This window comes from Stomatohabitans albus (genome assembly GCF_036336025.1).
Taxonomy (GTDB): Bacteria; Actinomycetota; Nitriliruptoria; order Euzebyales; family Euzebyaceae; genus Stomatohabitans; species Stomatohabitans albus.
Genome location: NZ_JAYKKE010000002.1, coordinates 201,067 through 221,748, shown reverse-complemented (window position 1 = coordinate 221,748; position 20,682 = coordinate 201,067). Strand labels below are relative to the sequence as shown.

The following is a 20,682-nucleotide window of genomic DNA, read 5'->3' as shown; positions in this document are numbered from 1 at the left end:
GATGTTACGTGCAGAATTACTTAAGCTTAATCGCTCTCCCCTGTGGGTTATTACCATCCTAACGCCATTAATCGCGGTAGCTATTGGTACCTACACTGCCCTTCATATTTCAGCCAACACTCCTCTCTCCTGGGAATCGTTAACGGCAATGACGTTGCGCGCACATATTTACTATGTTTACCCTATTGGAATTGCTTCCCTTTCGGCAGCAATTCTGGCAATGGAAATCAATGGGCCAAATTGGACATTTATACGTACTTCCTCACAGACATTTATTCAATTAGTAGCCGCAAAACTTTTTGTAGTAATACTTCTTTGCCTAAATATTCAGGGATTACTCATTGTAGGTATAATCAGTGTTGGTAAGCTGCTATTTCATTTTGAAGGAATACTTGACTTAAATGTTTTAAATATAGCTGTTCTTATGCTATTCAATAGTCTTCCACTCGTCATATTTCAGCTCTGGCTATCATTTTGGTTTACCAATCCATTTAATCCAATCGTTCTTTGTACATTTGGATGTGCATTAAGTTATTGGATTCAGGAGATACCGTCAAGCTATCCTATTCGTTTTATTATCCCTCAGTCACTTATTTCAGAGTCAATTCCAGCTCAATATAATACCAGTATTGATATTGTCAGTCATATCCAAAACAATATATTATTAGTACTTATATCAATAATACTATTTACAGTTTTCTTTATCTTGTATATACTCACATCACCTTTGAAAGACCACTTAAATAGACGGTAAGGCCTGCTCCCATGTCGTACTCAACAAGGCAAATCATTGTTTTTCTCTCGGTAGCTTTTGGTGGTGCTTGGGCAGTATGGCTACTGCTTTATGTCGTTACGAAGAATAACCAGGACCCATCGTTCGTATCTTCACTGGCATTCATCACCTCAGTGATGGCAATGTGGTCACCTGCGTTAGGTGTACTTGTGCTTTGGCTCTCCAACAAACGCAAGCGGGTACTTACACCTTCGCTTCAATTTCATATTCGTAACCGCTGGAAGGTCTATCTCGCCGCATGGCTTGTTCCGATCGGTTGTGTCCTGCTCGGGGCCCTCGGGTTTTTCCTTCTGCTCCCACACGATCTCGACCTCTCGCTGAGCGGTATGCGTCAATCACTTCAGTTACCGAGTGAGACTGTCCCTGATGAAGCAATTCCCAGTATCGTCGGTATTTCGTTGGTAAGCGGTGTTTTCATTGCCCCAATCATTAATACCTTGCCAGCGCTTGGTGAGGAACTCGGGTGGCGCGGCTTTTTATATCCAGCGCTCGCTGAACGGCTACGCCCGCGCTACGCCCACCTAATCATGGGCGTCATTTGGGGATTCTGGCATACCCCGATTAACACCATGGGCCACAATTACGCAACCGAGTACCCCGGATACCCCTGGCTAGGAATCATTGTCATGAGTGTGTTTTGTTTCGGTGCGGGGACGTTCCTCTCCTATCTCACCGAGCGTTCTGGCACCATCTGGCCGGCTGCCCTCGGGCACGGGACGATCAATGCAGTTGGTGGCTTTCCGGTAATCATTGCAACCAATGATTTGCCGCACAGAATCTTTGGCCCAGGTATCAGCGGTCTTATTGTTTCACTCCCATTTGTGCTCCTCGCGGCGTGGCTCATCCCTCGTTTTCAACGTACTGAGCAATTTCCGATTCAAGAGGAGGGTGTTGGCGGCTAGGGAATCCCATGAACGCCCCACTTGGTGCCCCACACATTGCGCTACCGTAATGGCATGGCACGTACCATCATTATTCGTCAACCAGCATCATCGACGTCTCCGGCGACCCCAAATCTGGTGGAACTTGAGGATGTGAACGAGTCGTTCTTTATGCCGGGGCCTGTAGTCATTGATGTAGCCTATTCGACCATTAACTACAAAGATGCCCTCGTGCTAACCGGACAGCCTCGGGTCGTAAAAGCCTTCCCCCTCGTTGCGGGGATTGATGTTGTCGGAGTGGTCCAGTCATCAACAGATTCTCGGTGGAAACCTGGTGATCGTGTTGTACTGAATGGCACTGGGCTATCTGAAACGCAGCATGGAGGACTTGCCCAACGTGCGGTGGTATCTGGTGACTATCTCATTCGTATTCCAGACCAATTCTCCCTAGCACAGGCTGCCGCAATCGGTACGGCCGGCTATACGGCTGCCCTCTCCATTGCTCGCCTTCAGGCCGCAGGCTTATCCAGTAGCAACGACCGACCCGTACTCGTAACCGGCGCGACTGGTGGGGTGGGATCCATCGCCATTATGGTGTTAAACGCCCTTGGCCATTCGGTTGCTGCCCTTACCGGACGGGCTACACAGTATGGCGCCTATTTGGAAGGCTTGGGGGCATCCCAAGTCATTGGTCGTGATGAACTCACGAATGATGGCCCCCCGTTACAACAAACACGCTGGGCTGGTGTACTTGACACGGTGGGTGGAACGATCTTGCACAATGCCCTCGCCCAAACAATCTATGGTGGCACCGTGACCACCTGTGGATTGGCCGCAAGTGCCGCATTATCAACAACGGTCATGCCATTCATCTTGCGTGGGGTCACCCTCGCCGGTATTGACTCGGTCATGACCGCATACCCGGCACGCATACAGGCATGGACACTATTGGCCGACACTGTTGACACCGCCCAACTCGATAAGCTGACAACCACCGTTCCGCTCAGCCAAGCGATAGACACCGCCCACGAGCTCTTAGATGGGAAGCATCATGGCCGCATCATCGTCGATGTCAACGCCCTGTAGATAACCAGGCCATGTGGCGTGTACGACAACCATGCCTCATGTGACCGGCCACCTGTGACCATCCGTTACATCATCTGAGGGCCACGATAGACTGCCTGCTCATGGCATTTGGTGATTCTCCTGTATTACGTTCCTATATTTCTGATAATTCTGCAGGGGTATCACCTGACATCATCATTGCGATGGCCCGCGTAAATGGCGGACACACTGCACCCTATGGACGAGATAGCTACACCGCCGAGGCTGAGGCCGCGCTGGCCACCTTGTTTGATCATCCACTCGATATGTTCCCAGTGGCAACAGGAACGGCCGCCAACGGGTTAGCCCTATCGGTCCTTACCCCACCCTGGGGTGCCGTGTTGTGCCATCCAGACGGGCATATTACAAATGATGAAGCAGGCGCCCCCGAGTTTTATACCAATGGCGCAAAAATCTTGCTGGTCGATGGACCTAACTCAAAGATTGATCCTGATGCTCTCCGCCATGCGGTTCGTGATCGCGTTGGCAATATCCATTGTGTACAACCGGCAGTCCTCAGTCTTACCCAGCCAACAGAAACGGGGAGTGTGTACACCGTTGAGGAAGTTCGAGAGCTGTGTGCCATTGCACATGAAGCCGGACTACGTGTGCATATGGATGGTGCGCGTTTTGCCAATGCTGTAGCTGCGCTGAATGTCGCCCCTGCAGAATTGACGTGGAAAGCCGGTGTTGATGTATTGGCCTTTGGTGCCACCAAGAACGGTGCGGCAACCGTTGATGCGGTCCTCTCCTTTGACCCCACACTCAAGAAGGATTTAGCTTACCGCCACAAACGCGGTGGACATCTATTCTCAAAGATGCGCTACCAAGCAGCCCAGTTAACGGCCTATATCACCGATGACCTGTGGCTGAACAATGCCCGCCAAGCCAATGCGATGGCTGCTCGAATTCGTGACGCCTTATCAGATACAGCGGGTATCAGCATTATCGGAGACCCACAAGCGAATATTGTCTTTTGTCAAGTTCCAACCCCGGTGATAGCGGCCATGCACCATGATGGATTTACGTTCTATGACGATCACTGGGCTCCAGGTGTCATTCGGCTCGTAACCTCCTTTACCCATACGCCAGCCGATATTGATGCCTTCACCACCGCAATGAAAAGCCACCTCACCACCTATATTCACAACGAATTATAGGGGACGTGGCCCCTCTGCAGAGCGGTCATGACCTAGTACAAGCTATTAGCTAAAGAATGCCCCCAGGTGCCTGCGGCCTCCCCTTCTCCAAAAGCTAAGGGACCATGTGATTCTTCAACCAGAAATCGGTTGAGCTCAACAAACTTGCCAGGAAAACGTTCGGAAATACGGATAGCGATCGCGTGGGCAGCCGTTTGATCGGTGTCTGAATCATCGACCATTGTGGTGAAGGCAGCAACATTCACACTTTCAGCGATGGTGACTGTATCCAGCCATTCACTAACGCCCATGTCCCCAGTATCTCCGCCCTCGTTCATGGCATCCGCACGGGTAGATGGCGTTGAGAGTCCTCCACCATGGGTTGGGGCACCCACAATGAGGAGGTCATATTCCACACCCACCACATCTGGGGCATCTTGTGCCCGCACGATGGCCGTGTCAATCTTTTGGGCACCAAGCCCTTGACTAATATGTTCAGCCACCGTGTAGGCATTGCCAAACCATGATTCACACACGATTAACGCTTTCATAGCACTACGCTCCTGTACGGCATTGGGTAAATAAAGAAAGTCATGTTGACTCTAGAACGTACTTTCGTGTGTGAATGAATACAGCAGGTAAAAGGTCGATGAAGACTACGCCCAGGTAGCCTGGTCTGGGTCGATACCTTGTGCTCGAGCTGATGCATCTATGACACGGCGGAGCCACGAGGCCAACCCAGGACGAATCTTGTTGTAGTACGCCGCATATCGCGGGTCTTGTTCATACATACGCCCGAGAACGACATGCATATTTCTTGTAATAGTGAAATAATCACCGAATTGTTCAAAATGCCGTTGGGCAAGGGCGTTTGCTTCTTCTGTTCCAGGTTCAACGCCACGATCAAAGGCCTCAACGAGTTTGCGTTCAAGTACACGCGCAGCGTCTACCAGGGTTTTCCACTCCTCTACCGTGCGTCCTTGTGCCTTTTCGATATATTCAGCCCACTGTGGCGTTTCACCCCACGTTTCGTGTGCTTCAGTCATCAGGTTCGGGTCCCAATCCTCGCCAAACAGGGAGGCTTGTTGTTCTGGTGTCAACGTCCAGCCTTGTTCATGTGCATTCATCATGCGTTCTAGCCCTTTCTTCAATTGCTTCAATCGCTTGATTTCTTGCACCACTCGCGTGCGTTGTTTTTCGAGTGCAGCTTTTGGTGAGTACGCAGCTTGGCTATCAAGCAGCTGTCGAATCTCATCAAGGGGCACATCGAGCGCACGGTAAATGACAATACGCTGTATACGAGCAATATCCGTTGCGGTGTAACGGCGATAGCCATTGGGATTGCGATAGCTCGGTCGTACCAGACCGATTTTGTCCCAGTGGTGCAAGGTACGGACGGTTACCCCAACCGCATTCGCCGTTTGGCCGACGCTCAACCCTTGTTCTGTTTGTCGCTGGCGGGTGTAGCGAATTGGTGGCATCCAGTAATCGTCCATGACGCTACTGTGAACCCTGACGTTGGCGTAGGGTCAACCACTTTTTTGAAGAACTACTGATCGTGCACTCTATTCAATGGTGACTGTGCTAATCGGGGAAGACGGAAAAGAGCCACGGCACCGATGCCCGTAATCACCACATTCGTTCCTAAGAATGCGTAGAAATATCCCGTGTCTTGAGAACCTAAGCCTGAGAGAAGTGGCCCCAGCACCATACCAACACCATAGGCCAGGTTATTGAGGGAGAATGTTCCTCCCAGTGTTGGTGGTTGAGCGTGTTTTCCTTGCTCACTGATCAAGGTTGTTGCCGGAGTTAGCAATAGTGCGCCTGATAACCCGACAAGGACCATCGCGATTCCAACTTCCCAAATCCCGGTTCCTGACCCAAGGACACCTAAGGCGAGGGCACTCACCACCACGCCACACCCCACCAGCCATTTGACCGGTACCTTGGCGGTCAACCAACCAACAAGTGGGTTAAAGACCAGGACGGCTATCGCTGAGATGCCGTACAACATGCCCACGGTAAGTTCATCTATGTGGAGATGAAGTGGCAACACCGGTTGAATCGACGCTGGTAGTGCAGCCCCACAGATCACAATCATGATGATTGACCAAGACCCAGGGACACGGAGAACAGCCAATGGCCCGCCTGTGTCATCCTCAGGTACCTCAACGCCGTTGACCAGGACAATGCGCAAGATACCATCAATAATCGCAATCAAACCAGCGAAGATAAATGGTGATCCACTCCCCCATACTGTGGCCATCACCCCAGCCAGCGGTGGCCCTACTAAAAACCCCAATGAGCTCGCTCCTATGGCAATACCAAAGGCCGAGCCACGACGTTGTAACGGTGTTGTAGCTGCAATGAGCGCGAGGGCAGCCACCCATGTAATACCGCCGGAGAACCCTTGGGCCAACCTGGCGATAAGTAAGAGAGAGAACGGTTCGCCGAGTGCAAAACAGAACGTGGCGAGACCCATGCCGATAAGTCCGATTAATAACGGTGTTTTCGGTCCATACCGATCGACCATCCAACCGGCGTACACGGTTGCGATCACCATAGCGAATGCGTAAGAGGCAAATAGAACGCCAGCCCATCCTGGCCCCGCATCAACAACGGTCGGCAAAAGCGGCAAGATTGGGGCTGCAAGCCCACTCAGGAGCATATCAGTAAAAATGGCGGCAATCGCCACAATCAAGGCGTGTACAGGCTTGGTGGTACTGGCCGGTTCATGCCTATTGCCAGGTTGTGTACGTGAAGTCATATCAATCACACTGCCCCATGATTCCGGTAATGAGTTGACGGAGTAGACCTGGACGTTCTACAGGATCTGGAAGGTCGCTTGGCCGTGTTGCCGCCGAAACGGTGAACCCTTGTATGAGCGCAATGAGTACGCCGGCGATAGCTTGCGCTGAGGGGTGATTCGTTTGAGGGTGTTCGGCATTGATGATCGAGACCATACGGTCATGCCAGACAGTCAGGGTGTCGGCTTTATCAAGATTGTTCGTATCAGTCACTTCAAAGGCTTGTGGGGCGACAAGCACACTCGTTGCGGCAAGCGCTTGAAAGCAAGCATCATCTTGGAGCAATTGAACATAGGTATTCATAAATGATGTCAATTGTTCAACAGCACTCCCCCCTTCGATCGTCTCAAAGAGATGGGTGCTGTAGCGTTTCCAGGCCCACTCAAGTGCCTCAATCAGCAATGCCTGCTTATGTTTGAAGTGATGGGTGAGGGCACCGCGAGTGACCCCCGCATGTGTAGCGATTTGTTCAAACGTTGCGCCTACCCACCCCTGCTGTTGAAAGACGAATAGGGCTGAACGCATGAGCGCTTGTTTTGTTTGAGCTGCTTCTTCTGCCGTTCGTTTCATACATACATACTAACATGTATGTTTGTTAAATATCAACAGAAAGTTAAGTAAGGCCCACCATTTATCGCATCTCGTTTGTGATAAATGATTGCTATTCATTTTTATTCATGTAACGATAGGGAGTGATCAGCGGTCCAATTTCAGTTATGCAAGTTGGTTCGGCCCAACACCACTACTCCCCAGTAGCTGCCCTGCTGAGTACTATCAGATACACATTGGAATTGGATTATGTGCCGTTCCAGAAAGGTCGGCTATGCATATTGCCGAAGGCTATTTACCTGTCGTACATTGTGCGGCTTGGTACGCCGCCAGTGCACCATTTGTCATTCATGGTGCGCGTGAAGTTATCAAAGAAAGCCAGAAAAGCCCGGAGAATCGACTTCTCCTTGCAGCTGCTGGTGCATTCACATTCGTGTTGAGCGCGATCAAATTACCAAGCGTGACTGGATCATCTAGTCACCCAACCGGTACGGGTCTGGGGGCGGTGTTATTTAAGCCACCAGTTATGGCTTTTCTCTGCACCATTGTCCTCATCTTCCAGGCCATTTTGTTAGCCCATGGCGGGTTAACGACATTGGGTGCGAATGTCTTCAGCATGGGTATCGCCGGTCCCTGGGCAGGGTACGGCGTTTATATGCTGCTCAAAGCTGCACCCGGGTCAGTACGTGTCTTTTTTGCCATGTTTTTTGCTGATCTGATTACCTACGTCGTTACCAGCTTCCAACTTGCCATCGCCTACCCAGACGCCTCATCTGGCATCATGGGTTCCGCACAAACCTTCTTGAGCATCTTCGCAGTTTCACAGCTCCCGCTGGCCATCATGGAAGGGTTTATTGGTGTCCTTGTCTTTAGGTACCTCAGTCAGGTTGCAGCGCCGCAGCTCAACCGTATCGGTCTTTTTATGACCCCCGAACAGAAGCTTCAAAGTGGTGCGAGCAATGTCTAATACAAACACACAATCTCAAGGCAGCACCATGACGAATGTCCTGCTGATCATCGTGATCTTTGTCATTGCAGCAGGATCCTTTTTCATGGCGAACACATCCGACGCACCCGAAGGAGAAGCCTTTGGGGGCACCGACTCAATTGTCACTGAAAAGTTAGAAGAAAATGGTGTTGAGCCTTGGTTTAATCCATTGATTGAGCTCAACAGTGGTGAAATCGAGTCAGGGCTATTTGCAACGCAAGCCGCAATTGGTGCCGGTCTATTCGGATTTATGATTGGCAACCTTCGTGGTCGTACTGTGCAACGTCGTGAGCAGGAGCCATCTGCAAAAAAGACGGAATCATAAAGGTAAACCATGCATGATCATGGTTTTGATGACGCCGCTTGGGCAAGCCCCTGGCGGCGTCGCGCCGTAGGCGACAAAGTATTGCTCTCAGTAGGCCTGGTATTAGTTGCCTTAGTAACCCCTGCATGGCCAACCAGCTTGCTTATCGTGCTCGTGGTAATGGCCCTGATGCTTGGCCCAGGACGGCTTCATCCCAAGATGGTGGTCCTCAGTGCCCTGGCACCCGCAACATTCCTGTTGATAGGTGGTATTCCAATTGCCATCGAACTTGGGGACAACCCAATAGGAACCGTGATCGCAAGCCTCGGTCCGATCAACATCACGAAAGAAGGGCTGTTGAAAGCCATCGACGTCGCTGCTCACGGGGTATCTGGCACCATGTCGCTCATGCTCTTGGCAGTCACCACCCCAATGGTTGACTTACTTGCGGCAATGCGCCGTATCGGGATTCCTGCTCCAGCAGTAGATATTTCAATGCTGATGTACCAAATGATCTTTGGACTGGCCGGAACAGTAGCCACCATCGGTGAAGCCCAAGCTGCCCGCCTTGGCCATTCCACATGGAAACGCACCATCCATTCCAGTTCGGCATTGATGGGTACTGCATTTGTTCGATCTATTGATTCCGCTATGCGTAAAAGTGAAGGGCTTGCGGGGCGTGGCTATGTCAACGACCTGACCACATTAGGCGTAAAATTACATCATTCACCCCGGTTCGTGGCCGCATCATTCCTGCTCATTGCGGTACTCCTTGCCATAGGATTGGCAAGTAATTATGTCATGGCGGGAGGATAACCATGGCCCATCAACATCTCTCTTGTGAACATATTGTGGTAAATCATGGCGACCATCAAGTACTGAACGACGTATCCATTGATATCTCGCCTGGAAAACGAACCGCCATCCTTGGGGCCAATGGAAGCGGTAAAACAACGTTGATGCGCGCCCTTTCGGGCGCAATTAAACCCAAATCAGGGCATGTCCTCGTTGATGGTGTACCACTCAAATACAACAGCAAGGGATTAAATGCTCACCGCTCTGTGGTGCAACTCGTCCTTCAAAACCCTGATGACCAGCTCTTTAGTGCTGATGTGTATCGAGACGTCAGCTTTGGACCAGTCAACCAGGGTCTATCTGAGGAAGATGCAAGGGCGCGAGTAGAAGAAGCGCTCGCGCTAATGGGCGTAACCCATCTTGCTGAACGTCCTACGCATCAGCTTTCATATGGCGAACGTAAACGTGTCGCTTGTGCCGGTGCCGTAGCAATGCGCCCTTGTATCTTGATGCTTGACGAGCCAACAGCCGGCATGGACCCTGATGCCGTCTCTGAAATGTTGGCCGCACTCGAACGCCTAGAAGCCGCCAATACAACGGTTGCAATGAGTACCCACGACCTAGATATGATCCTGACATGGGCCGATCGCGCAATCATTGTCCTCGACAAACAGACCATTGTGGGTGATCCTGTTGATTTGCTGAGCGACGAAGAATTAATTAATCGGACCAGACTTCAAATACCTTGGCCATTAAAGTTGGCTAAACGGCTCGCCGATGCAGGCAAGGTAGACCCGTCATGGCGCCCACGGTCCTTAGACGACGTCAGTGCCCTACTCTGCAAGTAAATGTCCAAACCCATCCCACACGTTAGGCTCAAAGCATGACTGATACCAATAATCCCGAGAACCGTCCCCGCATCGTTGTCAGTGTTGATGATGACAAGCGCTTTGGGGACTACGCCAACTTTGTTACCGGCTCCTTCACTCCGCAGGACTTCACCTTAGACTTTGGGCAGTTCATGACTGGCTCTGCTCCTGATGAAGTTAAGGTCGACGTGGTCACCCGTGTCAAGATGAGCCCCCAGTTGGCTCCACGTTTGGTACAGACCCTTCAGGCCCTCATTGAGGGCTACAACCAAGCCCACGGCGAAGAAGAAGCCTAAACTGCTGTTCCAGTGAACGAACCGTTCGCTTGGACTATCACCGGTGTCGAACGAGACACCGGTGTTAACTTGTTGGCCCGCTCTGCCACACTACTTGATGACCCCAAACCGCTATTGCGGTGGTACGTGCCCACTGATGCAACCATCGTGTTAGGTCGAGGCCAGCGAGCTGCCCATGAAGTACCAGGGTTTAACCAGGTGGTCCGCCCTTCCGGAGGCGGCGCAGTCCGCCTTGACCCTGGGCTGTTGAGTTTGGATGTCGTGATCCCTGCAGGCCATCCCTGGACTCAGGGCCGTCACCTGGCGGATGTCTTTATTCCAGTTGGCCAAGCCTGGCTGCGTGCGTTGGCCATGCTTGGTGTCCCAGAGCTTTCCTTGTGGGAAGGTGCAGCCACTGCTACCCGCCTCGGTACGCCAGAACAAGCTGCCCTGGCTGAAGTGTGCTATGCCTCCATGGGGCGAGGTGAAATTGCAACGGGCAATCAGAAACTCGTTGGCCTCAGCCAACGGCAACGCCGTGGGGGTGCCCTGGTGCAGTGCGGTATTGCCCATCATTGGGATCCCAGCCCCCTTATTGACGCTATGGGTGTTCACGAAGCCCAATCCGCTATTTGGGCAGCGGCAACCGGTATCGATGATGTGCTTGGCCGTTCGGTCGATGACCAGAGCATAATTGATGCTGTAAATCAAGCATTTACTACAAAATAATTCCGTAATATTTGGTAAAAGCCTTTAAGCTAAGGCGACAATGTTTTCCTTCCCCACATTCCCCACTGCATTTGTGCTGGCCACATGCCTCGGGGTAGCAAGCCTGCCTGGCGTTGCTGCTGAGGCTGATCCGGCATCCGATACGACCCCCGATAACATCAGTACGGGCCTCCCCGCCGATGGTAGTCAGCAAACCGAAGATCCTATTGGATCGGTTGAGATCCCCTCGGTAACACCAGAGCCCACAGGTAAACCAGAACCTATATCTCCTGATGCCGCGACAGGTGAACCTTCACTGGCTACACCGGAACCCGGTTCAACTGGCAAAGTTCGCCAACCGGCACCAGCCCAAAAGGCACCCATATCAACCAATGAAACGGCTGATCTTTCTCAAGCCAGTTTCAATATCGCTCCCGGTGTGTCAATGGTTCGTGATCGTGCCCCGCTTGGCCCAGTATCTACGGCAACCATATTGACTCGCGTGGCTCCCGGTGCCTCAGTAACGATTGAACCGATCACCGCAGGTGGTTCCACCGTGCGTGGCCTGAGAACCGTGCCAGATATGGCTAAGCGGTCTGGTGCGTTAATGATGATTAACGGTGGCTTCTGGCGGTCTGGTCCTGGTGGTAATCCAAACGGTACCTGGATTGTGCACGGCGAGATGTTAAGTGAACCGGAAAGCCAAGGGGTCGGTCCCCGTGGCACCATTGGCTGGCTCCACGATGGTCGCGTCGTGGTAGACCGAATTACCGCTAACTTGTCGCTGACCGGCCCTAATAACCTCAGTATCCCGGTGAAGGGCATTAACCGTGACTGGCGGCGTACCCCAGATGCAACAACAGACACTGGTGATGCCGTACTCGTCTATAACGCTGCATATGGCGGCCCCGTTAAAGTCACCCCACCACCAGGTGGTTCAGGCAATCTCACGACGATTCGAGTCAAAGCAAAAGCGTGGCCTGGAACGGGCACCGTAACCGCTGAGGTGCTTGGGGTCAGTACTGGGCCGGCTACCCTCACCCCACGTCAGGGAGAGGTGTTGGTTACTGCCCGTGGAAAACATGCGGCTGCCCTCGCATCAGTAAAGATTGGCCAGCAAGTCAATCTCAACTCCCAGCTTGTGCCTATGGACCCTGCCCATGCTGCTGATTGGGCACACGTGCATACAGCAGTTGCAGGGGGCCCTCAGGTATTACGTAATGGCCAAGTCACCCCAGCAGCAGATTGGGTGAGTGAAGGGTTTGAACCCCATATCCACTCCAATGTACGTCATCCTCGTACCGCCATTGGACGCACCGCAAATAACGAAACGGTGATGGTCACTGCAGACGGTCGTCAAAAAGGTTACAGCGCCGGACTCACGATCCGCGAGCTTGGTCAATATATGGCAAGTAAAGGCGTTGTTGACGCCGTTTCTCTCGATGGTGGCGGGTCTACCCAAGCGACCGTCGGGAGCCAAATTGTGAACCGTCCGTGTTGTGATTCGTCATTGCGACGCGTTGCTAACGGGATTGCACTCAAGGCTCGCCAGTCACGTGTCCGCCGCTTAAGTGGTCCAGAACGTATCTCAACGGCCGCACGCGCAGCCACCAGTGCGTTTTCAGAAGGTAAGACGCCGACCGTCGTCCTGGCCCGAGCAGATGTCTACCCTGATGCGCTGAGTGGTGCCGCATTAGCAGGCGCCGTGGGTGGTCCAGTCCTGCTTTCAAACCATGACCAGGTTCCTAAGGTCACGATGGACGCGATCCGTCACCTTGGGGCAACCCATGTCGCCATTCTTGGTGGTCGGGCAGCCATTGGGAATACGGTTGAGGACCAGTTGCGTGCGGCAGGACTTACCGTCGTGCGTATGAGCGGCCCTGGACGTTCAGATACCGCTGCTGAAGCGGCCCGCGCGATTGCCCTCCAGGTGCGGCAAGGGGGCGGAACCGTTGACCATGCCTTTATCGTTGCAGGTGACCAATGGGCGGACGCACTCGTGGCCGGCGGCCCCGCAGGGTTAATGAAAAGCCCGATCCTCTTGACAAACCCTTCAACTATTGATGCCCCAACTGCCCAGGTGTTACATGACCTCGGTATCAAGAAAGTCACCCTCGTTGGTGATACCAACCGGCTATCACCTCAGCTTGAAACCGACATGAAGGTTCGCGGTATCACCGCAGAACGAATTGGCCAGCCCAATCCTTATGCAACCAGTGTGCAAATGAATGATTGGATGCGCGATAAGGTCACAAACCTGAATAACGGTCTCGTTGTTGCAACGGGTGAGAACTTCCCTGACGGCCTTGCCGCAGGACCAACCGCTGCCCGTAAACGCCTCCCACTTGTCTTGGTTCCAGGGACCAACTTGGGTGCTGATCCATTGATGATGGAATGGATCGCTCGACATACCGATGCGCAGTCGAGGCTATATGTTCTCGGTGGATTGAAGGTTATTCCAGATACCCAACTGCTTATTCTTGACCGCTTAGGAACAACAAATCCTGCAGCTAAAGACGGTGGCGCCTATGAAGTTGCCGAATCAGAGGGGATTCCGTTAGCGATAGCACAAATTGCCCAGGACCAAACAAAGCGTTTGGGTGCTCCCCTTGCGACGCCGACGACTGCGAAAGCAACCAGGCGAGATACGAGTAGCAGCAAACCAGCTGCATCATCCGAGGAAACGGCAAAGACGTCCGAATCCGCCAGCAAACCCACAACCAAAGCATCAGCAACAGCCGCACCGGTACCAAGTGAAGAACCCATAGATGTTGCTAAGCCTGGTACCTCTTCACAACGTGAAGGTAACTAGGCCAGTTTTGCCCTAAAAACACGAACCCCTTGGTCTAGGACCAAGGGGTTCGTGTACCTCTTCTACCTATGAGGACCGTCGCGGAGGAGCCCAGCGAGGTGGCGGGGTTCGTCGGCCACCAGGCAATGACGTTACCGGACGGGTAACGCGCCGGGATTCATCCTGACGCGATTGTGAGACGCGCGGTTCAAGTTCTCCTCGTAAGTCCGTACCCTGCTGAGCTGTGCTGTTGGCTTCCAGGCGCTCAAGAATGCTCTGTCGGGCTTGTTGGCGGGCAACCTGCTCGCGCTCACTGATGCGGTAGGCATCATCGTCATAGTCGATGATGGGTTCTTGTATGGTGGGTTGCCAGGTTCGTCGTTGGCTATAGGGTTCACTTCCCGTTTGGGGTAGGGCTCGGTTAATTGTCCGATCTAAGTTCTGACGTGTTGCTTCTGCCGTGGCTGACAATTCAGCTAACCGTTCTGTGGCTTGGGTCAAGCGAACCAACATATTGGCTGCTTCTTGCCCACCCAGTTCGAGTTGCTCACCAGTTCGTTCAGCTTGTTGTAAATAGCCAAGCGTTTGAACTGCGCGTTCCCCCACTGACTGTTCAACCAATGCGGCGCTATCTTCTACAAGCTCAAGCATCCGATCCGCAATAGCTTCATCACGCGCAATTGCCTCTTCGCGCCTGGTCATGACCTGTTCCATCCGGTCCATAACCACCGCGAGTCGGCGCTGTTGTTCACTCACTTGTGCGAGGTGAGTTCGCACGGGTGCCACAAGGCGTTCAAGCTCTAATCCAAGACGGCGTTCAAGTTCATTAACAAGGTCAGCTAACTGTGCGGCGGTTTGTTCAGCAGCATGTCCGATGGCTGCCCCCGTGCGCTCAGTCGCCCCGTCCAGACCTGCCGTAAATACATCAAGGGCGGTTGTCGTTTCAGCCCGAACATCACGTGCTAAATGGGCTAGGACGTCACGGTCACTGGCTAACCCGTCAGCTGTACCTTCTAACGTGTCCACTGCCCCGTAGAACCGTTCGGCCCAGACGGCCAATTCGGTGTCACGCTCGGCCATCGCACTAATGATTTCGTCAGCACGTTGTGTGATACGGACTTCAATATCTCGGTTCTGGCTTACCATACGGTCAGCAACTTGCTGGCTACCAGCTTGCATGGCCCGTTGGGCACCAGCGACTTCTTCCTTAAATTGGGCGACAAGATAGTCCCCTGCGTCACGCACACTGTTTGAAATCTGGTACCCGGCGTCAGCCGTTGCTTGCGTAATGGTGGTGCTGGCTTGTTCTAGCGCAGCATCTAAGAGAACCGACTGGCCAGATAATTTACCCAAGGCGTCAAGCACACTCTCCGTGGAACGGTCGGCCGTATCACGCAGCTCACGGGCGATTTTGGTGACCCGTTCTATCTGATCACCCGCAACATCACTCGCACGCACGGTTACTTGATCCAACACCGTGTTCATTCGTTGGGTAGCGGTATCAACCTGTTCACCTAAGACGCCAGAAGCCGCCTCTATTGAGGTGTGTACCGATGCCGAAAAGGTTCGTGCCGCATGTTCAGTGACCGTTGCTGATCGATTTAATTCATCGACAAGCGCATCAAGGGTTTCATCAAGGTGACGTGTCCAGTGCGACCCACTGGCTTCTAGCTGGCCAGCTGTACGTTCACCAGCCTGGCTAATGGACACAAGGGCGCTATCAATCTGTGTGCGAAGTCGCTCAATTTCAGCAACCGTTTGCTCACTCATGACCCGCCCAGCATCGGAGGCTGCACGTCGCCACTGATGAGGTAATTCAGCCATTTCATCAGCCACACGAGCGGCAAGCTGATCAGTTGCCTCACTCATCGCATCAGCGATGGCACTCGCATTCACATTAACTGATTCTGCGAACGATCGGGTGGCCTGAGCGACCGCTTCGGTAAGGAATCGATGGTTCGACCGTGACGCATCCGAAAGCGTCTCCGTATGATGGCCCTGCTGGTCATTGATCCGAGTGATGACTTCAGAAACGACCTCATGGAGTCGAGCTTCAAGGGCACCGACCTCTGCGGCTTGACCTTGAGTAATTGCTTCTAAAGCCTCAATTTGACCTACCGTTGCGCCCACTAAACGGTCGATCTGCTCATTGGTCGCGGCTTCAACGCGGTCAACGGCAACAAGCACGTTTTCCGTTGCATTGATCACCGTCTCATCGACCGTTGACCGAGTAATTTGAGCAACGGCTTCGGCAGCACCCTTGGTTTGGGCCAAATGACTGGCAATGAGTTCAGCGGTCGCATCCAGATGTTCGGCATACCCACGTGCTGCACTCTTTAATTCTCGAACTGCACCACTGGTCGCAGCCTCTATGCGACCACTCACCTGGTCTGATTCGCCCAACATGCGTTCAACTGCTTGGCGAGACCCTTCAGTGATACGTTCAGCCGTTTGCCCAATGCGAAGGGCAGCATCAGCTGATGCCTGTTCACTTGCCGCTACGGCGGTTTCTACTCGACTAACTGCATCTTTTGTGGCACCTGTCACCTGCTCGACATGGGCCCCGGCTTTGTCATCGAGCCGACGCTCTAGGCGTTCACTATCTGCCCAGATTCGGGCCTGTACTGAACGGGTGACATCTGCAATCCCTTCTTGGGCTTCAAGCAGGCTGGATACGATACGTTCTTGAATCTCGTCAAGCACGGCACGATTGTCATGAACCAGTCGCCCAGACTGGTCATCAATCTGGCTGGCTAAGTCATTCATGACCCGGTTGATTGAACGATCAAACTCTTCCGCTCGTTCAATCAACGCCAGTTGAAGTTGGTCTACCGCACGCTGTGCACCGGCATCAACACGTTTCGCACCTGATGATGACGCATCACCAATACGCACAGCAGCCTCTTGGGCCTGTTCAACGACCTGTTCAGATGCATTCAAAAGGCTCTGAACAGCGCGACGGCTTAGTTCGATGCTGTTTAGTAACGCCGCAATCTCACCTGACGGGAGATTGGCGGTCGTCATAGAGGGTTTTTCAGGCACAGTACCTACTCAAAACGGGGCGCAGTTTGCTCAAGTTTACGAGGTGTACGGCCCAAAATGCGCTTAGTAAACCTGAAACACCCGATAAATCTCTAAAAATGTACCGATGGCAGGTCACCGTGCTGTCGTACTCAGTCCAGGAGGCGCCGTATATAGGTGAACTGGCCCTCTATCCGCACCTATCATGACTATGACGCCACTGATCAGACCGGCCATGATGGTATAGGGTTTACAGGTATGGGACGGACACCAGTGGATCACTTAGTAGGACCCGGTTGGGATGTGGCATTAGAACCTGTGGCTGATGCGTTAGCAACTGTTTCAACAAAACTGCATGAAGAGGTAGCCCAAGGAAATACATTCCTTCCCAAGGGAAACCAAATCTTCGCAGCCTTTCAGATTCCATTCGATACCGTGAAAGTGCTTATTGTCGGTCAAGATCCTTACCCCACCCCTGGGCATCCCATCGGCCTATCATTTGCGACAGATCCATCTGTCTCCCCCCTCCCCAAAAGCCTTCAAAATATTTTCAAGGAATATCACGATGACCTTGGATACCCGATACCAGCAACAGGTGATTTGACTCCTTGGGTACAAGAAGGTGTCATGCTATTAAACCGGGTGCTCACCGTACGACCAGGGCAACCGGGTAGCCACCGTCATCTTGGGTGGCAGACGGTGACCGATCAGGTCATTTCCGCACTGGGTATGCGTGCACAACCACTCGTAGCGATGCTTTGGGGAAATGATGCTAAAACGGCCCGTCAATGGCTCCCCAAAGCCGTCACCATCGAATCGGTGCATCCGTCACCATTAAGTGCGCACCGCGGCTTTTTTGGTTCTCAACCCTTTTCTCGAGCCAATGAAGCGTTAGAACGCCTTGGTGCTACGCCGATTAATTGGCGGCTGCCATAACCGACCACCACCTGTTGCCATCGGTGTCTCCATATGCCGCTAGGTTGTAGAGACTAGACGAACAGGTACGCCAGCGGCATGCATTGCCATCTTTGCTTCAGCGATCGTTACGGTTCCAAAATGGAATAGTGACGCCACAAGAACCGCATCAGCATGGCCATCTCGTGCGGCTTCAATCATGTGGTCAACAGACCCTGCTCCCCCACTAGCGATCACCGGTATGGTGATGTGTTCAGACACAGCACGCAACAGGGCAAGGTCATACCCTGTTTGGGCGCCATCACGATCCATACTGGTGAGGAGGATCTCCCCAGCGCCACGGTCCTGCACTTCACGGACCCATTCAAGTGCATCTCGGCCAGTGTCATCACGGCCACCATTCACAACAACATGCCAACCATCCGAATATTGTTTTGCATCAATGGCCACAACCACGGCCTGCGCACCAAACGCATCACGTAATTCTTCAATAAGTGCAGGGCGAGCGACTGCCGCTGAATTCACACCAACCTTGTCAGCACCAGCTAAAAGGAGTTTGCGTGCATCAGCAACAGAACGCACGCCACCACCGATGGTGAAGGGGATAGAGAGCTGTTCAGCGACCTGGCGTGCCATGTCAACCGTGGTGTCGCGTTGGTCAACACTTGCCGTGATATCGAGAAATATGAGTTCATCTGCCCCTTGACGGTCATAGAGGGCGGCTAACTCGATGGGGTCTCCCGCATCACGGAGGTTTACGAAGTTGGTGCCTTTGACAACACGACCACTGTCTACATCAAGACACGGGATAACCCGAACCGTCACACTCATGTAAGTACCTCTATGGCTTGAGCCACCGTGAACGAGCCACTGTAGAGCGCCTTTCCTACAATGACGGCATCAACCCGAGGATGAACGGTACGCAAGGCAACGAGATCGTCTAAGGTGGCGACCCCGCCTGACGCTGTAATCCATGAATCAGTGGCATCAGCGACTTTGGCTAGCATGTCAAGGTTTGGCCCGTTCAACATGCCGTCACGACTGATGTCCGTGTACACGAAACGGCGCACCCCCATCGTGGATAGGGTGTCTAGCGCCTCAAAAAGGTCGCCACCTTCACTTGTCCAACCACGGGCTTTAAGGGTTCGGCCTTCGGCATCAAGGCCGACCACGATACTGTCACCATGCAGTTGAAGGGCTTCTCGAATGAAGTCTGGATCTTCAATCGCCATCGTGCCAATCACAACCTGTTGTGCGCCATAATCAATGCTGGCGTTCAAATCATTGAGGGTACGAATCCCACCGCTAGCTTGAACGCTGACGCCGGTTTCGGCGATGATGTCACGAATAATCGGCCGGTTACGTGGTTTACCCGTAAAGGCAGCATCAAGATCAACCACGTGTAACCAGTTCGCACCTTCATTGGCAAATGCGGTGGCGGCAATTACCGGGCTGGTGTTATAGACCGTTTCCTCATCTGCTTTACCTTGGGTAAGGCGAACCGCCTGCCCTTCTTTGATATCAACCGCGGGGTAGAGGGTTAAACCCATGACAACTCCTTTACATCGCTGAGAAAACGTCGGCCAACAACCCCACTCTTTTCAGGATGGAACTGGGTGGCCAATAGCGGACCTTCTTGGATAATGGCCGGAATAGTGACCCCCTCATGGTCCGTAACCGCCAAGGTGTGATCGGTAGCTGGCACCACCATGTAGGAATGTACAAAGTACAAATATTCATTGTCTATCCCCGACACCACTGGCGAGGGATGAGAAACCTTCAGCGTATTCCATCCCATATGGGGAACTGCACGAATGCCATCATCTGGAATACGGACAACCGCCCCAGGGATTAAACCAAGTCCGGGGACCCCAGGAGCTTCTTCTGACTTGGTATAGAGAACCTGTAATCCAACACATATACCGAGCAGTGGTTTACCTGCGTGTAATCGGTCATTGATCACCTCGGCAAACCCCGACCTGGCGATGGCTGTTGCACATTGTCCAAAGTGTCCAACCCCAGGGATAACCAATAAGTCAGCGCGGTCAGTTGGTTCAGGCTTGGTCGCTACCTGAACATCCCAGCCAGCTGCTTCAAGTGCACGATAGGCACTTGCGATATTCCCGGCCCCATAATCGATTAGCTGGGCCCGGACACTCACAGTACACCTTTTGTAGACGGCATCGCATCGTGTGTGACGGCAATGGCACGGCGGAGGGCAACCGCAACCGCTTTCCACGCGCTTTCATGAATATGGTGGCTATTACGAACTTCACCGATTCCCGCTACATGCATGGTAATGCGTGCATTAAACACGATTGCTTCGAAGACATGTTGGGTCAGGCTGCACTCATAGTTGCCAATAGCCGGTGTCGGAAAACGAAGATCACATACAAGATACGGTCGACCGCTGAGGTCAATGGCGACACGGGTTAGGGCTTCATCAATGGGCACGGTCGCATCGCCAAAGCGTTCAACTCCCCGTTTATCCCCAAGGGCCGCAAAGAGCGCTTGTCCAATTGCGATACCAGTATCTTCCACCGTGTGATGGGCATCGATATGGGTATCACCTTTGGTACGAACCTGTAGATCAATGCGACCATGCCGGCCGAGCTGGTCCAGCATATGGTCGAAAAATGGTACGCCTGTATCGACCGATACCTTTCCGGTACCGTCGAGATTAATCTCAACGAATACATCGGTTTCATTGGTTGTTCGCGCAATCGTCGCGGTCCGAGCCATG

Annotated in this window: 21 protein-coding genes; 12 read left to right on the top strand and 9 right to left on the bottom strand. The window is 52.8% G+C overall.

Annotated features, from left to right (window positions below):
• Nucleotide 1 precedes the first annotated feature (1 nt).
• From VCU37_RS06000 to VCU37_RS05985, 4 genes are all read left to right on the top strand, one after another.
• The gene (locus VCU37_RS06000) at nt 2-754 is read left to right on the top strand and encodes an ABC transporter permease (protein WP_336249728.1); all 753 of its coding nucleotides are present in this window, start codon (nt 2-4) and stop codon (nt 752-754) included.
• 11 nt (nt 755-765) lie between these two features.
• Complete coding sequence (locus VCU37_RS05995) at nt 766-1,695, top strand: CPBP family intramembrane glutamic endopeptidase (protein ID WP_336249727.1); 930 nt, start codon at nt 766-768, stop codon at nt 1,693-1,695.
• 54 nt (nt 1,696-1,749) lie between these two features.
• Nucleotides 1,750-2,760 carry an MDR family oxidoreductase gene (locus VCU37_RS05990; protein ID WP_336249726.1) on the top strand — a complete coding sequence of 337 codons (1,011 nt, stop codon included), beginning with the start codon at nt 1,750-1,752 and terminating at the stop codon, nt 2,758-2,760.
• 101 nt (nt 2,761-2,861) lie between these two features.
• Nucleotides 2,862-3,938, top strand: a complete 1,077-nt coding sequence (locus tag VCU37_RS05985) for a threonine aldolase family protein (protein ID WP_336249725.1) — start codon at nt 2,862-2,864, stop codon at nt 3,936-3,938.
• Between the two features lie 32 nt (nt 3,939-3,970).
• On the opposite strand, the gene VCU37_RS05980 is transcribed toward VCU37_RS05985, so the two are convergent.
• The 4 genes from VCU37_RS05980 to VCU37_RS05965 all read right to left on the bottom strand — a co-directional run bounded on the left by VCU37_RS05980 (nt 3,971) and on the right by VCU37_RS05965 (nt 7,294).
• Nucleotides 3,971-4,468, bottom strand: coding sequence for a flavodoxin family protein (locus tag VCU37_RS05980; RefSeq protein ID WP_336249724.1), 498 nt, complete (start codon nt 4,466-4,468; stop codon nt 3,971-3,973).
• Between the two features lie 105 nt (nt 4,469-4,573).
• Nucleotides 4,574-5,413 (bottom strand): MerR family transcriptional regulator, encoded by an 840-nt coding sequence (locus VCU37_RS05975; protein WP_336249723.1) that lies wholly within the window; start codon nt 5,411-5,413, stop codon nt 4,574-4,576.
• A gap of 53 nt (nt 5,414-5,466) precedes the next feature.
• Nucleotides 5,467-6,684, bottom strand: coding sequence for an MFS transporter (locus VCU37_RS05970; RefSeq protein WP_336249722.1), 1,218 nt, complete (start codon nt 6,682-6,684; stop codon nt 5,467-5,469).
• Nucleotide 6,685: 1 nt separating this feature from the next.
• A complete protein-coding gene (locus VCU37_RS05965; RefSeq protein ID WP_336249721.1) occupies nt 6,686-7,294 on the bottom strand; it encodes a TetR/AcrR family transcriptional regulator in 609 nt (202 codons plus the stop codon).
• Between the two features lie 253 nt (nt 7,295-7,547).
• Between VCU37_RS05965 and VCU37_RS05960 the strand changes: the two genes are divergently transcribed.
• Genes VCU37_RS05960 through VCU37_RS05930 form a run of 7 tightly spaced genes read left to right on the top strand, consistent with a single transcriptional unit; the run spans nt 7,548 to nt 14,024 of the window.
• Nucleotides 7,548-8,240, top strand: a complete 693-nt coding sequence (locus VCU37_RS05960) for an energy-coupling factor ABC transporter permease (RefSeq protein WP_336249720.1) — start codon at nt 7,548-7,550, stop codon at nt 8,238-8,240.
• 28 nt (nt 8,241-8,268) lie between these two features.
• Nucleotides 8,269-8,586 (top strand): energy-coupling factor ABC transporter substrate-binding protein, encoded by a 318-nt coding sequence (locus tag VCU37_RS05955; RefSeq protein WP_336249719.1) that lies wholly within the window; start codon nt 8,269-8,271, stop codon nt 8,584-8,586.
• A 9-nt stretch (nt 8,587-8,595) separates the two neighbouring features.
• Nucleotides 8,596-9,381, top strand: coding sequence for a cobalt ECF transporter T component CbiQ (cbiQ, locus tag VCU37_RS05950; protein WP_336249718.1), 786 nt, complete (start codon nt 8,596-8,598; stop codon nt 9,379-9,381).
• A 2-nt stretch (nt 9,382-9,383) separates the two neighbouring features.
• The gene (locus tag VCU37_RS05945) at nt 9,384-10,208 is read left to right on the top strand and encodes an energy-coupling factor ABC transporter ATP-binding protein (protein WP_336249717.1); all 825 of its coding nucleotides are present in this window, start codon (nt 9,384-9,386) and stop codon (nt 10,206-10,208) included.
• A 35-nt stretch (nt 10,209-10,243) separates the two neighbouring features.
• Nucleotides 10,244-10,525 carry a DUF3467 domain-containing protein gene (locus VCU37_RS05940; RefSeq protein ID WP_336249716.1) on the top strand — a complete coding sequence of 94 codons (282 nt, stop codon included), beginning with the start codon at nt 10,244-10,246 and terminating at the stop codon, nt 10,523-10,525.
• Between the two features lie 12 nt (nt 10,526-10,537).
• Complete coding sequence (locus VCU37_RS05935; protein ID WP_336249715.1) at nt 10,538-11,233, top strand: lipoate--protein ligase family protein; 696 nt, start codon at nt 10,538-10,540, stop codon at nt 11,231-11,233.
• Between the two features lie 40 nt (nt 11,234-11,273).
• Nucleotides 11,274-14,024 (top strand): cell wall-binding repeat-containing protein, encoded by a 2,751-nt coding sequence (locus VCU37_RS05930; RefSeq protein WP_336249714.1) that lies wholly within the window; start codon nt 11,274-11,276, stop codon nt 14,022-14,024.
• A gap of 66 nt (nt 14,025-14,090) precedes the next feature.
• Here VCU37_RS05930 and VCU37_RS05925 read toward each other — a convergent pair whose 3' ends face one another.
• The gene (locus VCU37_RS05925; protein WP_336249713.1) at nt 14,091-17,027 is read right to left on the bottom strand and encodes a coiled-coil domain-containing protein; all 2,937 of its coding nucleotides are present in this window, start codon (nt 17,025-17,027) and stop codon (nt 14,091-14,093) included.
• 255 nt (nt 17,028-17,282) lie between these two features.
• Here VCU37_RS05925 and VCU37_RS05920 point away from each other — a divergent pair, with 255 nt between their 5' ends.
• Nucleotides 17,283-17,960 (top strand): uracil-DNA glycosylase, encoded by a 678-nt coding sequence (locus VCU37_RS05920; RefSeq protein WP_336250062.1) that lies wholly within the window; start codon nt 17,283-17,285, stop codon nt 17,958-17,960.
• Between the two features lie 39 nt (nt 17,961-17,999).
• Here VCU37_RS05920 and hisF read toward each other — a convergent pair whose 3' ends face one another.
• From hisF to hisB, 4 genes are read right to left on the bottom strand one after another with little or no spacing between them, the layout of a single operon-like run.
• Complete coding sequence (gene hisF, locus VCU37_RS05915; RefSeq protein ID WP_336249712.1) at nt 18,000-18,770, bottom strand: imidazole glycerol phosphate synthase subunit HisF; 771 nt, start codon at nt 18,768-18,770, stop codon at nt 18,000-18,002.
• Nucleotides 18,767-19,489, bottom strand: coding sequence for a 1-(5-phosphoribosyl)-5-[(5-phosphoribosylamino)methylideneamino]imidazole-4-carboxamide isomerase (gene hisA / locus VCU37_RS05910; RefSeq protein WP_336249711.1), 723 nt, complete (start codon nt 19,487-19,489; stop codon nt 18,767-18,769). Before hisA ends, hisF begins: the two co-directional genes overlap by 4 nt.
• A complete protein-coding gene (hisH, locus tag VCU37_RS05905) occupies nt 19,480-20,100 on the bottom strand; it encodes an imidazole glycerol phosphate synthase subunit HisH (RefSeq protein WP_336249710.1) in 621 nt (206 codons plus the stop codon). The genes hisA and hisH overlap by 10 nt, the downstream gene beginning before the upstream one ends.
• The gene (gene hisB, locus VCU37_RS05900; protein ID WP_336249709.1) at nt 20,097-20,681 is read right to left on the bottom strand and encodes an imidazoleglycerol-phosphate dehydratase HisB; all 585 of its coding nucleotides are present in this window, start codon (nt 20,679-20,681) and stop codon (nt 20,097-20,099) included. The genes hisH and hisB overlap by 4 nt, the downstream gene beginning before the upstream one ends.
• Nucleotide 20,682: the final 1 nt, after the last annotated feature.

Coding starts and splice junctions, on each gene's coding strand:
- VCU37_RS05980 (WP_336249724.1), bottom strand. CDS start 4,468: ATGAAAGCGTTAATCGTGTGTGAATCATGGTTTGGCAATGCCTACACG.
- VCU37_RS05965 (WP_336249721.1), bottom strand. CDS start 7,294: ATGAAACGAACGGCAGAAGAAGCAGCTCAAACAAAACAAGCGCTCATG.
- VCU37_RS06000 (WP_336249728.1), top strand. CDS start 2: ATGTTACGTGCAGAATTACTTAAGCTTAATCGCTCTCCCCTGTGGGTT.
- VCU37_RS05925 (WP_336249713.1), bottom strand. CDS start 17,027: ATGACGACCGCCAATCTCCCGTCAGGTGAGATTGCGGCGTTACTAAAC.
- VCU37_RS05920 (WP_336250062.1), top strand. CDS start 17,283: ATGGGACGGACACCAGTGGATCACTTAGTAGGACCCGGTTGGGATGTG.
- hisF (WP_336249712.1), bottom strand. CDS start 18,770: ATGAGTGTGACGGTTCGGGTTATCCCGTGTCTTGATGTAGACAGTGGT.
- VCU37_RS05960 (WP_336249720.1), top strand. CDS start 7,548: ATGCATATTGCCGAAGGCTATTTACCTGTCGTACATTGTGCGGCTTGG.
- VCU37_RS05945 (WP_336249717.1), top strand. CDS start 9,384: ATGGCCCATCAACATCTCTCTTGTGAACATATTGTGGTAAATCATGGC.
- hisB (WP_336249709.1), bottom strand. CDS start 20,681: ATGGCTCGGACCGCGACGATTGCGCGAACAACCAATGAAACCGATGTA.
- VCU37_RS05940 (WP_336249716.1), top strand. CDS start 10,244: ATGACTGATACCAATAATCCCGAGAACCGTCCCCGCATCGTTGTCAGT.
- hisA (WP_336249711.1), bottom strand. CDS start 19,489: ATGGGTTTAACCCTCTACCCCGCGGTTGATATCAAAGAAGGGCAGGCG.
- VCU37_RS05995 (WP_336249727.1), top strand. CDS start 766: ATGTCGTACTCAACAAGGCAAATCATTGTTTTTCTCTCGGTAGCTTTT.
- VCU37_RS05930 (WP_336249714.1), top strand. CDS start 11,274: ATGTTTTCCTTCCCCACATTCCCCACTGCATTTGTGCTGGCCACATGC.
- VCU37_RS05990 (WP_336249726.1), top strand. CDS start 1,750: ATGGCACGTACCATCATTATTCGTCAACCAGCATCATCGACGTCTCCG.
- VCU37_RS05985 (WP_336249725.1), top strand. CDS start 2,862: ATGGCATTTGGTGATTCTCCTGTATTACGTTCCTATATTTCTGATAAT.
- VCU37_RS05970 (WP_336249722.1), bottom strand. CDS start 6,684: ATGACTTCACGTACACAACCTGGCAATAGGCATGAACCGGCCAGTACC.
- VCU37_RS05975 (WP_336249723.1), bottom strand. CDS start 5,413: ATGGACGATTACTGGATGCCACCAATTCGCTACACCCGCCAGCGACAA.
- VCU37_RS05955 (WP_336249719.1), top strand. CDS start 8,269: ATGACGAATGTCCTGCTGATCATCGTGATCTTTGTCATTGCAGCAGGA.
- cbiQ (WP_336249718.1), top strand. CDS start 8,596: ATGCATGATCATGGTTTTGATGACGCCGCTTGGGCAAGCCCCTGGCGG.